This window comes from Burkholderia sp. Bp8984 (genome assembly GCF_003853755.1).
Lineage (GTDB): Bacteria > Pseudomonadota > Gammaproteobacteria > Burkholderiales > Burkholderiaceae > Burkholderia.
The window spans coordinates 83,883-95,957 of record NZ_QTQN01000018.1 but is presented as its reverse complement, the minus strand read 5'-3'; the positions used below and the strand labels follow the sequence as shown (position 1 = coordinate 95,957).

The following is a 12,075-nucleotide window of genomic DNA, read 5'->3' as shown; positions in this document are numbered from 1 at the left end:
GGACGTGTGCAACCGGCCGGCGCTCGAAACGAACGCCGGCGGTGCATGATGATCAGGAGTCGGCTCGGCCTGCGAAGCGAATCGTGAGGGCACGCAACGCGAGCCGACCCTGTCGCGAGTCACGCGACACGATGCGCAGGTCGAACGGAACGGAGGGGGCGCGCTAAGGCAGCAGCGACGCCACGTCGTCGGTGTGGATCGCGACGTATGCGCGCGCGGCGACGGCGTTGTGACGGCGGACGGAACGGCGGGACAGGATGGTGTAGATCGACAGATGCAGGCGAGGACTTTGCCGGCGGTCACTGTCGCCGGTGGACGAGATCGATGCACGCACGTTGCGCGCATCGCCTCGTCTCCACCGCACCAGCGGGCCACGGATTCTCACGATTGCTCTCGACCGGGTTGTTGAAAGTATTGAACACCCGGCGACTCGCGGACGCTGGCCGTTTCACATGTCGATCGCCGCATTTGCCGCGCGGCGGCAGCGGGACCGTCAAGCAAAACGAAAGCATGATGCAAAGCGAAATCGCCGAAACATCGCGTTCCTGTGAATCATCAGGTAAATCGCTGTAAGGATGTCTCCGGATTTTCCCTAGTGATTCGCGCGTCGACGGATCGGGTCGTCGAGCGTGAGCGCAAGGGCGTGCGTGACGTGTGCCGTTCGGGATGCGGTCGAAGTGATGAGAATATTCGACAGATTGCTGGCAGCTCACGCGACATGCGCGGTTCGCGGCCGGCGTCGCGCATGTCGGCCGCGGGGCGAAGCAACGCGCGTGCGGTCGTCAGGCGACCCGGATCCCCAGATTCTCGATCAGCATCGCGGCCTGGTCATACGAGATGGTCGCGCCGCGCAGCACGCCCGACGCGAGCAGCTTCGGCGTGCCGCCGAGCTCCACGTCGCGCAGGTCGGCCCCGTCGAACCGGGCGTCGTTCAGATGCGCGTTGCGCAGGCTGCCGCCTTCGAACACGGCGTCGCGAAAGTCCGTGCCGGCGAGATCGGCATCCGAGAAGTCGAGCGCCACGAGCCGCGTTTTCCGGAACGAGAAGCGGCGCAGGCTCGCGCCGACCAGCAACGTGTTCGCGAATTCGATGCCGAGCGACTTGCATTCCTCGAAGTCGGCGCCGGTCAGCCTGCATTCGTCGAAGCGCGCCGAGCCGAGCTTGCTGCGGCGCCAGTTCGTGTTGTTGAGATCGCAGGACTGAAACTGCGCGTCCTCGAGGTCGGCCGACGCGAAGCTCGTCTGGCGCGCGCGGCAGCGAATCCACGCGGTCTGCGCGAGCGTCGCGCCGACGAACGACGCTTCCGCGAGCGCGCAGCGCTCGAATCGCACGCCGCGCAAATCGAGCCGCGACAGGTCCGCACCTTCGAGATCGCAGTCTTCGAGACGAAGCGGCGCAGGCGAGCCTTCGACGAGAAGCAGCAGGTCGGCGCGATCGAGCGTTCGGCCGGAGACGGAAACTCCGCAGGTCGTCATGGGGTAGTCCGGTGTGAGTTGAAATGTTCGAGGCCGGTATCGGATGGTATCGGCCGGGCTGCGCGACATCGCGCGGGCGCCGCCGCTCAGCGCGCGGCCTTCATCCGGGCCGCGACCGGCTTGCCGGCCGGCTCGCGCTGGAACGTCCACAGGATGCGCATCTGCGCGCGCATCGCCTGCTCGTCAGCCGGAACCAGGCAGTACGCGAGCCCGATACGGCTGATCAGCGCGATGATGTCGTCGAGCGCGGGCACCCGCGCGCCGTGCACGGCGACGTATTCACGGTACGGCTTTTCGAGCACGCGCTGCCACATCGGCGCGATGTTCTCGACGATGTAGCCGAACACGTCGGTGGACAGGCTCGTGGCCAGATAGTTGTGGTGAAAGCCGCCGTGATGACGATCGCGATAGCGCACCGCGAAGCACACGCTCTCTTCGCAGTAGGCCTCGAAGTCGTGCTCGAAGGCGGTGAGCGCGCGCTGCATCTCGTCGAAGAACTCGGCGTTCTGGATGCCGATCACGCCCTGGATCAGCTCCTTTTTCGTGCCGAAGTAGCGGTACAGCGTGCGCCGCGAAATGTTCGCGCGGCGTGCGACGTCGTCGATCGACAAACGGTCGATCCCGTGCTCGATCATCGCGTCGAGCGTGGCGCGCAGGATCGCGCTTCGCCCGTCGTTGACGCTGTCCATCCTGCTGGCGTCGCCCCAGCGCAGTTGCCGATCCATACCTTTCCTCGTTGCCGTGCGTTGCGCGGCGTGTGCCGATGAGCCGACCGAATGCGTCGGTTCGGAATTTTCGCATACGTTGTCACAAAAATGGAATTTGTGCCATTATGCGTCACAAAATAAATGTTTTGTGACATAGCGCCGGGTGCATCGACCCGCCCGGCATATTCCCGGCAAGGTCCGCCACGCAGGTGCAGGGCTGCGCCTTTCGACTGGAAGGAGACGATCCATGACCGAATCATCCGCGCCGGCCAGCCGGCATCCCGTTCACCGGATTCATGCCGCACCCATCGACGCGCGCTACGCGCGCGGCTGGCATTGCCTCGGGCTCGCCGACGACTACCGCGACGGCCGCGCGCACGGCCTGTCGATCTTCGGCACGCGCGTGGCGGTGTTCCAGAGCGAGGACGGGCAGTTGCGAATCCTCGACGGCTACTGCCCGCACATGGGCGCCGACCTCGGGCGCGGCCACGTCGACGGCAACGCGCTCGTGTGTCCGTTTCACGGCTGGTCGTGGGCCGGCGACGGCACCTGCACTGCGATTCCGTATTCGCAGCGCATCCCGCCGAAGGCGCGCATCAAGTCGTGGCCGGTGATGGAGCAGAACCGCCTGCTGTTCGTGTGGAACGATCCGGAGGGCAATGGGCCCGATCCGGCGGTCGAGATTCCGCGCATCGACGCGTGCTTCTCCGATGCGTGGAGCGACTGGGCGATCGTCAAGTGGGTGATCGACACGAACTGCCGCGAGCTGATCGACAACCAGTCCGACATGGCGCACTTCGGCCCCGTGCATGGCGCGCCGATCGACTACTTCTGCAACACGTTCGCGGGCCCGGTTGCCTACCAGAAGCTGCGCGGCGGCAGCACGCGGCTGGCCGGCAGCGGCGGGTTGACGGCCGACTCGGCCTACTTCGGCCCGGCATACCACGTCACGCTGATGACGGGCGAAGCGCACGGGCAGCCGCTCAGGTCGATCCTGCTCAACAGCCACGTGCCGATCGATACGAACAGCTTCGAGCTGCGCTTCGGCGTGATGGTCGAGAAGAATCCGGCGCTGACGGACGAGCAGAATCGCGCGATGGTCGACGGCTACGTGCTGGCCGCGCAGTCGGCATTTCGCGAGGACGTCGCGATCTGGGACCACAAGACGCGCGTCGACAATCCGCTGCTGTGCGATGGCGACGGCCCGATCTATCGGCTGCGCCAGTGGTACCAGCAGTTCTACACGGACGTGGGCGAGCTGCCCGCGCGGCACGCGAGCGTCGAGGTGCACGAATACCGCGGCGAGCACGGCGCCTGGCGCCAGCTCGCCGACGTGCCGGCCGATGCGGCAAGCTGCCTTGCCACGATCTGAGCGGAGGCGATCATGTACGACGATCGACACGATTCGTTCGGCGACGCCACGTACGACGTGGTGGTGGTCGGTTCCGGCGCGGGCGCGATGACGGCGGCGCTGCGTGCGCATGACCAGGGGCTGTCGGTACTGGTGGTCGAGAAGAGCACCGTCTATGGCGGCACCACGGCGGTGTCCGGCGGCGGCATCTGGATTCCGTGCAACGACCAGATCGCCGCGCTCGGCGGCAGCGATTCGTACGACGAAGCAATCATGTATTTGCGCGACGTGGTCGGCGAGGATTTCGACGCGCAGCGCATCGATGCGTATCTCGACAACGGCCCGAAGATGGTCGCGTATCTCGCGAAGCACGCGCACACGCGGTTCAATGCGGTGCCGCGTTATCCCGACTACTACCCGGACCGCAAGGGCGGCAAGCCCGGCTACCGGACGATGGAGCCGGCGGCGTTCGATGCCGCGCGTCTCGGCGCGCATTTCGACACGTTGCGCGCGCCTTCGCCGGCGACGCTGATCGGCGGGCGCATCGCGATGACGCAGATCGAGGCGCACACGATCCTCACGAAGGAGCGCGGCTGGCTGCGGCTCGCCGCGCGCCTGATGCTGCGCTATGCCACCGATTTCAAATGGCGGCGCCGCACGCCGCGCGACCGGCGCCTGACGCTCGGCAATGCGCTCGTCGCGAGCCTGCGCGCGGCGCTCGAGCAGCGCGGCATCGCGCTGTGGCTCGCAACGCCGATGCGCTCGCTGCACACCGACGGCGCACGCGTGAACGGTGTGGTCGTCGAGCGCGACGGCCGGCCGTTCGGCATCCGTGCGACGCATGGCGTCGTGCTCGCGTGCGGCGGATTCGAGGCGAACCAGGCGATGCGCGACCAATTTCTGCCGAAGCCGACGCGCGCCGAGTGGAGCGCGGCGCCGCCGATCAACACCGGCGACGGCATCCGCGCGGGGCTCGCGCTCGGGGCCGACGTCGCGCTGATGGGCTTCGTCTGGGGCGTGCCGACGGTGCGCGTGCCGGGCGAGGAGAAGCAGCGCGGGCTGTTCGTCGAGCGCTCGGCGCCGCGCTGCGTGATGGTCAACCGGCTCGGGCGGCGCTTCGTCAACGAATCGGCGCCGTATCCGGACGTGATCCACGCGATGTATGCGGACCATGCGAACACGCGGGCCAACGTGCCCGCGTGGCTGATCTTCGATGCCGAATATCGCAAGCGTTATCCGTGCGGCGTGCTGCTGCCGGGCAGCGTGCAGCCGGACAGCAGAATCCCGCCCGGCTGGCTCGACTCGGTCATCTATCGCGCGGGCACGCTGGCCGAGCTGGCCGCGAAGATCGGCGTGGATGCGCGGGGGCTCGCGCAGACGGTCGAGCGGATGAACGGTTACGCGCTCACCGGCATCGATACCGAATTCGGCAAGGGCGGCAACCTGTTCGATCGCTACTACGGCGATGCGTCGTCGAAGCCGAATCCATGCCTCGGGCCGATCGAGCGTGCGCCGTTCTATGCGCTGCGGGTCGACCCGGGCGAGATCGGCACGAAGGGCGGCTTGCGTACCGATGCGCATGCGCGCGTGCTGCGTTCCGACGGTTCGGTGATCGACGGCCTCTATGCGCTCGGCAACACGTCGGCGGCCGTGATGGGCAAGACCTACCCGGGCCCCGGCTCGACGATCGGGCCGGCGATGACGTTCGGCTATGTCGCGGCCGATCACATCGCGGCCGCGCGTTCCGACCGCTTCCTCTAGTCGAGGCCTTGACCTTGAAGTCGAGTTGAATCTTAGAGTGCCTGCTGACGGCAGTGAATCGGCGGGCCCGCACGTTGCCTGCGACGATCAATCTTCGACGAGAGGCAACGCAGATGGACAGGCGCTTTACACAGGTCGAATTCGGGCCCCACAAGGTCGATGTGCCCGAAGGCGGGTACTACGACCGGTTCCGGATGAATCCGGATCTCGACGCGGTCGCGTGCGATCCCGCCGCCGGGAACATCGATTTTTTCCGTCGGATTCCGAAGCGTCAGGTCGCGTCGCGCGTCGGTCCGACCTGGGCGCCAAATTTCTACTATCGCTCCAGCAGCATCCAGTTGCTGTTTCTCGCGCCACTCGAGCGCCTGCGTACCACGCTGCCGGTGCCGCTCGAACCGCTGCGCGCATTTCCCGGTTACGGGCTGGTCGCGCTGACGTTCTTTTCGTATTCGGTCTGCGACAACGATCCGTATGACGAGGTGTCCGTCGCGGTCGTGATTCGCCGGCCGGGTGCGCGCGGCTCGCATGCGCTCGAGCTGCTCGACGCGATGCGGCGCCGGAGCTTCTTCGCGCATGTGCTGGCGCTGCCCGTCACCACGGAAATCGCACGGGTGCGCGGCGTGCACGGCTACCAGCTGCCCAAATGGCTCGCCGATATCGACATGAACATCGGCGCACGCGTGAGCGCGCGGATCGCCGGGATGGACGGCCGGCCGGACCTGACGCTGAACGCACCGTCGCCCGCGCTGATCGACGTGCCGTCGCAGTCGCGGATGGGCACGAATACCATGGTCAATCTCGTCGACGGCGTGTGGCACCAGAGTTCGGTGCAGACCAACACGCTATCGTTCGCACAGCGCGTGTTGCCGCGCGGCATCGAGCTGGTGCGGCACGGCGGGCCGCTGAGTCAGCTGCTCGACGGGCTCGGTGTATCCACCATCGTGCGGTTCGACGTGGTCAAGGATGCCCAGCTGGTGCTGAATCAGCCGACGCCATTGGGGAGCGTTCGATGAACCCGTTCGATGAATCCGGCTGCTCGTAACCAACCCGTTTCGGAGGAAACATCGATGACCCAGCCGACCCGTGATCTGGATCTCGTCGTATTCGGTGCCACCAGCTTCGTCGGTCAGATCCTGACGCGCTACCTGTCCGAATACCTGTCGGCCAGCGGAGAATCGCTGCGCTGGGCGATCGCCGGCCGCTCCGAGGCGAAGCTCCGGCAGGTCAGGGATGCGCTGGGCGCCGCATGGCAGGCGCAGCCGATCATCGTGGCCGATGCCGCCGACGAAGCGCGGTTGCGTGCGTTGTGCGAGCGCACGCGCGTCGTCGTGTCGACCGTCGGGCCGTACGCACTGTATGGCGAGCCGCTGGTGCGGATCTGCGCGCAGACCGGCACGGACTACTGCGATCTCACCGGCGAGACGCAGTGGATCAAGCGGATGATCGAACGGTACGAACCGGCGGCCAGGCAATCGGGCGCGCGCATCGTGCATTGCTGCGGTTTCGATTCGGTGCCGTCGGACATCGGCGTCCTGTTCCTGCAGCAGCACGCGCGGCGGCAGTGGGGCCGGCCGGCCACGCAGGTGAAGATGCGCGTGAAGACGCTGAAGGGCGGCGCGTCGGGCGGAACGGTCGCGAGCGTGATCAACGTCGTGCGCGAAGCCGCGGCCGATCCCGCGTTGCGCCGCGAACTGCTCGATCCGTATGCGCTGTGTCCGAAGGATCATCGCTTTACGGTGCGGCAGCACGCGGTCCGGTCGGCCGAATTCGATCGCGACGGCGGCACGTGGATTGCGCCGTTCGTGATGGCGGCCATCAACGAGCGCGTCGTGCATCGCTCGAACGCGCTCGCGGACGACGCGTACGGCAGCCGGTTCGCGTATGACGAAGCGGTCATCACGGGCACGGGTTTCAAGGGCCGCCTCGCCGCGCTCGCGATGATGGCCGGCCTCGGCGCGTTCATGGCGGGCGTTCTCGTCAAGCCGGCGCGCAGCCTGATGGAGCGCTTCCTGCTGCCGAAGCCCGGCGAGGGGCCGAGCGTCGCCGCGCAGCTGGCCGGCCGTTTCGATCTGCGCTTCTTCGGGCGCGCCGACGACGGGCGGACGCTGCGCGTGAAAGTCACCGGCGATCGCGATCCGGGCTACGGTTCGACCGGGAAGATGCTGGGCCAGGCCGCGCTCAGCCTCGCGCTGGATTGCAGCCTCGACGGCGAGAAGACCGGGCGCGGCGGGGGCTTCTGGACGCCCGCGACGATGTTCGACGAGCGCTTCGTCGAGCGCCTCGTGCGTCATGCCGGGTTGCGTTTCGAGGTGCTTTGAGCGCGTGGCGCACGCGTCCGGGTCGACAGGAATCGACGCGCCGCCATTTTGTCGGATGGCAGGACACATACCCATGGCCTCGATACGCTTGCCGAGGCAAACCGTAACCTTTAAGTGAAGTTCAAGGGCGGGCGTTTTTCGCCTTGCCTTTGCGCGGGCGCGCGTTGCCCATGACGAGGCCGGGAAGTGCCGGTACGGCGCGGAGTGGCTGACGTTCGCGCGCCGCGCGATTTCAGTCGTTCGCGCCCGCGCGCGGCGTCTTGCCGGTCCAGCGCCGGTACGCATGGCGGAAGCTGCGCGGCTCGCTGTAGCCGAGCCGCTCCGCGATCGCGGCGACGCTCAGCGCCGGTTCTTCGAGCAGCCGCACCGCCTCCTGGCGACGCACGTCGTCGAGCAGCGACTGAAACGTGATGCCGTCCTTGTCGAGCCGGCGTCGCAAGGTGCGCTCGGTCAGGTGCAGCGCGTTCGCGAGCGACGTCATCGACTTGAAGCGCGCGAGGTCGCGCGCCATCAACTCCTTCGCGCGATCGGCGAAACGCGTGCCGACCGACGCGGCCCACTGCCGTTCGAGCGCTTCGCATTGCCCATGCAGCGCATTGAAGCTGACTTCGTTCGCGAGCCGCGGGGCTTCCGTGCCGTTCACGCTCGTGAACACGAGCCGGTTCTCGCCCGCATTGAACGTGACCGGGCAGTCGAAGTGGCGTGCGTAGTCCGCGCCGTTGCGCGGCGTGCGGCGGGCGAGATGCAGCTGCGCGGGCCATACCGGCTTGCCGACCAGATCGGACACGATCAGCCGCAGGCTCGACAGGCACATGTCGGTCTGGAACACCTCGAGGTCGGGTTCGCCGTTGTAGCGGCCGATCGTCACGCTCATCCCGTCCGCGTGCGCGTGCACGCGCACGTCGAAATACAGCCCCATGAACAGCGGAAACTGGCTCATGCACCGGAACGCCTGCATCACGGAGCCGCTGATCAGCATCGCGTAACCGGCGAGGCCGAGCGTCGACACATGGAGCCGCGCGCCGATCGACAGGCCGATCGACGGTACGCCGCTGCAGCGCAGCAGGTTGCGGAAGCAACGCTGCTCCTGGCCGCGATTCACGTGCAGGTTCGGCGACGCGACTTCGGCCGCGCCGAGGCCGGTGCCCTCGAGCAGCGCGGCGCCGTCGATGTGCCGGACGCGGCATTCGTCGAGCGCGACCGCGATCGCGTGCACGGTGGCGGGAATGTCTTCCTGGCGTCCGGCCGGACGCGCGAGGCCGAGCGCCGAACGCAGGCTGCGTTCGGCGCGGCTTTGAGGTCGATGGGACTTGCTGTCCATGGCGAGGGGCGGCAACGGGTTCGCGTAGAACATAGCCGGAATGTCCGCGAAACGCCAGAGGGCCCGCATCAGCGGGGGGCGGCCGGCTGCCACGCGTCCGGAAATATCCCCCGATTACGTCCGCTTTTCTCATTCGTCGTCGATTTTTTGGCGCACCACACTCGTTTCCGGATCGCGCAATGCCTGCAGTGCCTGCAGTGCCTGCACTGCCCGCATTGCCGACGAGACGAGTGTTGATGTCATGGACCACGCCACGTGAGGACAGCATGAAAGACACCAGGCCGGAGCAGCGCACGCCCAGCGCCGCGACAGACGACGTGCGGGCACGCACGGACGGGCACGCCGACGCAGGGTCACGCGCCGCGCATTCGCTCGGGTTGTTCACGCTGGTGATCTTCGGCCTCGCATACATGCTGCCGATGACGGTGTTCACGACCTACGGGATCGTCACGCGCGAAACCAACGGACACCTGACGATCGCGTATGCGGTCACGCTGGTCGCGATGCTGCTGACCGCGCGCAGCTACGGCCACATGGCGCGGCTGATGCCGAGCGCCGGTTCCGCCTATACGTTCGCGAGCCGCAACTTCGGCACCTCGGCCGGCTTCATGGTCGGCTGGGCGCTGCTGATGGACTACCTGTTCATTCCGATGATCAGCTACCTCGCGATCGGCATCTACATGAAACAGCTGTTCCCGGCCGTGCCGGCCAGCGTGTGGATCGTCGCGAGCATCGCGCTGGTCACCGGGCTGAACATCGTCGGCATCCGGCTCGTCAACCGCGTGAACCTGATCCTGATCGCGAGCCAGCTCGTGTTCATCGCGGTCTTCGTCGCGGCGGCCGCGCATGTCGCGAGCGGCGAGGGGCTGGCGCCGACGCTCGCGCTGCCGTCGTCGGACGACGCACGGGCGATCTTCGCCGGGTCCGCGATCCTGTGCCTGTCGTTCCTCGGTTTCGATGCGGTGTCGACGCTGTCGGAGGAAACGCGCGAGCCGCGCCGCACGGTGCCGCGCGCGATCCTGCTCTGCACGCTCGCGAGCGGCCTGCTGTTCATGCTGATCGCGTATGCGGGACAGGTGGTGTTCCCGGACTGGCATGCGTTCAAGGATCTCGATTCGGCCAGCCTCGAACTGATGCGGCGCATCGGCGGCGGCACGCTGTCGGCGCTGTTCGTCGCGGTCTACGTGGCCGGCTGTTTCGCGAGCGCGATGGCCGGCCAGGCGAGCGTCACGCGCGTGCTGTTCGCGATGGGCCGCGACCGCGTGCTGCCCGAGCGCGTGTTCGGCCACCTGCATGCACGGTTGCGCACGCCGGTGCGCGCGACGCTCGCGGTCGGTGTCGTGTCGCTGTCCGCGCTGTTCATCTCGCTCGATCTCGCGTCGACGATGATCAGCTTCGGCGCGCTTGTCGCGTTCGCGGTCGTGAACCTGTGCGTGATGCGCAGCTATCTCGGCCGCCCGGAACATCGCCGCTTCGCGGGCTGGATCAGGTTCGGCGCGGTGCCGGCGCTCGGCTTCGCGATGAACGTCTGGCTGTGGTCGGGCCTGTCGCGCCAGACCTTCTACGTCGGCATCGGCTGGCTCGTGATCGGGCTGTGCCAGCTGCTGTGGCTCACGCGCGGCTTCACGCGCCCGGCGCCCACGCTGTCGATGAACTGAACGACCGGCCGGCGGCTTCCGGCTGCGGGCCGCCGGTTTCGAATCCCTGAAGGAGGAATGACCCATGAACGGTATTGACGTCAATCTCGATGCGGACCTGCAGGCGCTCGGCAAGCGCCATCTGCTGATGCACTTCACGCATGCCGATGCGTATCGCGACCACGCGCTGACGGTGTTCGACCGCGGCGAAGGCTGCTGGCTCGTCGATCGCAACGGCAAGCGCTATTTCGACGGGCTCGCCGGGCTGTACTGCGTGCAGGTCGGCTACAGCCACGGCGCGGAGATCGGCGACGCGATCCGCGAGCAGATGGTGCGGCTGCCGTTCGCGACCAACTGGGGCTACGGCCACGAACCGGCGATCCGCCTCGCGCACAAGCTCGCGGCGCTCGCACCGGACGGCCTGAACCGCGTGTTCTTCACGTCTAGCGGCTCGGAGTCGAACGAATCGGCAATCAAGCTGGTGCGCCAGTATCACCAGGCGCGCGGCGAGCCGCAGCGGCGCAAGTTCATCGCGCGGCGCGTCGCGTATCACGGCACGTCGTTCGGCGCGCTCGCGCTGAACGGGATGACCAACTTCCGCAAGCATTTCGAGCCGCTGATGGCGGGCGTGCGGCACGTGAGCAATACGAAGCGCTACGGGCGGCCGGAAGGCGAGACGGAGGCGCAGTTCACGCGCCATCTGCTCGACGAGATCGAAGCGCTGATCGTCCAGGAAGGGCCGGACACCGTCGCCGCGCTCGTCGTCGAGCCGCTGCAGAACGCGGGCGGCAGCCTGACGCCGCCGGCCGGTTATGCGCAGGGGCTGCGCGCGCTGTGCGACCGGCACGGCGTGCTGCTCGTGGCCGACGAAGTGATCTGCGGGTTCGGCCGGCTCGGCGAATATTTCGGGTCGACGCGTTACGGGCTGAAGCCGGACCTCATCACGTTCGCGAAGGGGATCGCGTCGGGCTACGTGCCGCTCGGCGGCGTGATCGCGAGCGACACGGTGGTCGACACCGTGCTCGCCGGCCCGCAGCAGATGTTCCTGCACGGCGCGACCTACGGCGGCCATCCGGTCGCGTGCACGGCCGCGCTCGCGAACCTCGCGATCATGGAGCGCGAAGGCGTGCTCGCGAACGTCCGCGCCAACGAGGCGGTGTTCCGCGAGACGCTCGACGGCCTGCTCGAGCTGCCGTGTGTCGGCGACGTGCGCGGCGACGGCTACCACTACTCGCTCGAACTCGTGACCGACAAGGCCGCGCGCCGCTGGGCGGCCGGCATCAGCGCGCAGACGTTCGTGTCGACGCTGCTCGCGCCCGCGATCTTCGAAGCCGGGCTGTTGTGCCGCGCGGGCGTCGACCACGAAGGCACGCCGATCGTGCAGTTCTCGCCGCCGCTCGTGATGTCGCGCGACGAGATCGTGTGGTTCGTCGCGAAGATCCGCGACATTCTCGCCGACACTTACGCGCGGGCGACGCGCTGAGCGCGGCAGCACCGTTCGTCAT

The 12,075-nt window shown here is 67.5% G+C and carries 10 protein-coding genes; 6 read left to right on the top strand and 4 right to left on the bottom strand.

Annotated features, from left to right (window positions below; translation table 11 throughout):
- Positions 1 to 163: 163 nt before the first annotated feature.
- From DID98_RS19415 to DID98_RS19405, 3 genes are all read right to left on the bottom strand, one after another.
- Entirely contained in the window at positions 164 to 334 is a 171-nt protein-coding gene (locus DID98_RS19415; protein WP_221622533.1) for a hypothetical protein, read from the bottom strand.
- Between the two features lie 448 nt (positions 335 to 782).
- Entirely contained in the window at positions 783 to 1,475 is a 693-nt protein-coding gene (locus DID98_RS19410) for a pentapeptide repeat-containing protein (RefSeq protein WP_124488065.1), read from the bottom strand.
- 86 nt (positions 1,476 to 1,561) lie between these two features.
- Positions 1,562 to 2,200, bottom strand: coding sequence for a TetR/AcrR family transcriptional regulator (locus DID98_RS19405; protein WP_124488064.1), 639 nt, complete (start codon positions 2,198 to 2,200; stop codon positions 1,562 to 1,564).
- Positions 2,201 to 2,429: 229 nt separating this feature from the next.
- Between DID98_RS19405 and DID98_RS19400 the strand changes: the two genes are divergently transcribed.
- The 4 genes from DID98_RS19400 (at position 2,430) to DID98_RS19385 (ending at position 7,612) form a co-directional block, all read left to right on the top strand.
- Complete coding sequence (locus DID98_RS19400) at positions 2,430 to 3,554, top strand: Rieske 2Fe-2S domain-containing protein (protein ID WP_124571238.1); 1,125 nt, start codon at positions 2,430 to 2,432, stop codon at positions 3,552 to 3,554.
- Positions 3,555 to 3,566: 12 nt separating this feature from the next.
- A complete protein-coding gene (locus tag DID98_RS19395) occupies positions 3,567 to 5,294 on the top strand; it encodes an FAD-dependent oxidoreductase (protein WP_124571237.1) in 1,728 nt (575 codons plus the stop codon).
- 113 nt (positions 5,295 to 5,407) lie between these two features.
- A complete protein-coding gene (locus DID98_RS19390; RefSeq protein ID WP_124571236.1) occupies positions 5,408 to 6,307 on the top strand; it encodes an acetoacetate decarboxylase family protein in 900 nt (299 codons plus the stop codon).
- A gap of 54 nt (positions 6,308 to 6,361) precedes the next feature.
- Positions 6,362 to 7,612: a trans-acting enoyl reductase family protein gene (locus DID98_RS19385; RefSeq protein ID WP_124571235.1), complete on the top strand. Its 1,251-nt coding sequence runs from the start codon at positions 6,362 to 6,364 to the stop codon at positions 7,610 to 7,612.
- Positions 7,613 to 7,844: 232 nt separating this feature from the next.
- Here the strand turns inward: DID98_RS19385 and DID98_RS19380 are convergent, their stop codons facing one another.
- Positions 7,845 to 8,933: an AraC family transcriptional regulator gene (locus tag DID98_RS19380; protein WP_124571234.1), complete on the bottom strand. Its 1,089-nt coding sequence runs from the start codon at positions 8,931 to 8,933 to the stop codon at positions 7,845 to 7,847.
- Positions 8,934 to 9,199: 266 nt separating this feature from the next.
- Here DID98_RS19380 and DID98_RS19375 point away from each other — a divergent pair, with 266 nt between their 5' ends.
- Complete coding sequence (locus DID98_RS19375; protein WP_124571233.1) at positions 9,200 to 10,591, top strand: APC family permease; 1,392 nt, start codon at positions 9,200 to 9,202, stop codon at positions 10,589 to 10,591.
- Positions 10,592 to 10,655: 64 nt separating this feature from the next.
- A complete protein-coding gene (locus DID98_RS19370) occupies positions 10,656 to 12,053 on the top strand; it encodes an aspartate aminotransferase family protein (protein WP_124488058.1) in 1,398 nt (465 codons plus the stop codon).
- Positions 12,054 to 12,075: the final 22 nt, after the last annotated feature.

Coding starts and splice junctions, on each gene's coding strand:
- DID98_RS19410 (WP_124488065.1), bottom strand. CDS start 1,475: ATGACGACCTGCGGAGTTTCCGTCTCCGGCCGAACGCTCGATCGCGCC.
- DID98_RS19405 (WP_124488064.1), bottom strand. CDS start 2,200: ATGGATCGGCAACTGCGCTGGGGCGACGCCAGCAGGATGGACAGCGTC.
- DID98_RS19400 (WP_124571238.1), top strand. CDS start 2,430: ATGACCGAATCATCCGCGCCGGCCAGCCGGCATCCCGTTCACCGGATT.
- DID98_RS19395 (WP_124571237.1), top strand. CDS start 3,567: ATGTACGACGATCGACACGATTCGTTCGGCGACGCCACGTACGACGTG.
- DID98_RS19390 (WP_124571236.1), top strand. CDS start 5,408: ATGGACAGGCGCTTTACACAGGTCGAATTCGGGCCCCACAAGGTCGAT.
- DID98_RS19385 (WP_124571235.1), top strand. CDS start 6,362: ATGACCCAGCCGACCCGTGATCTGGATCTCGTCGTATTCGGTGCCACC.
- DID98_RS19380 (WP_124571234.1), bottom strand. CDS start 8,933: ATGGACAGCAAGTCCCATCGACCTCAAAGCCGCGCCGAACGCAGCCTG.
- DID98_RS19375 (WP_124571233.1), top strand. CDS start 9,200: ATGAAAGACACCAGGCCGGAGCAGCGCACGCCCAGCGCCGCGACAGAC.
- DID98_RS19370 (WP_124488058.1), top strand. CDS start 10,656: ATGAACGGTATTGACGTCAATCTCGATGCGGACCTGCAGGCGCTCGGC.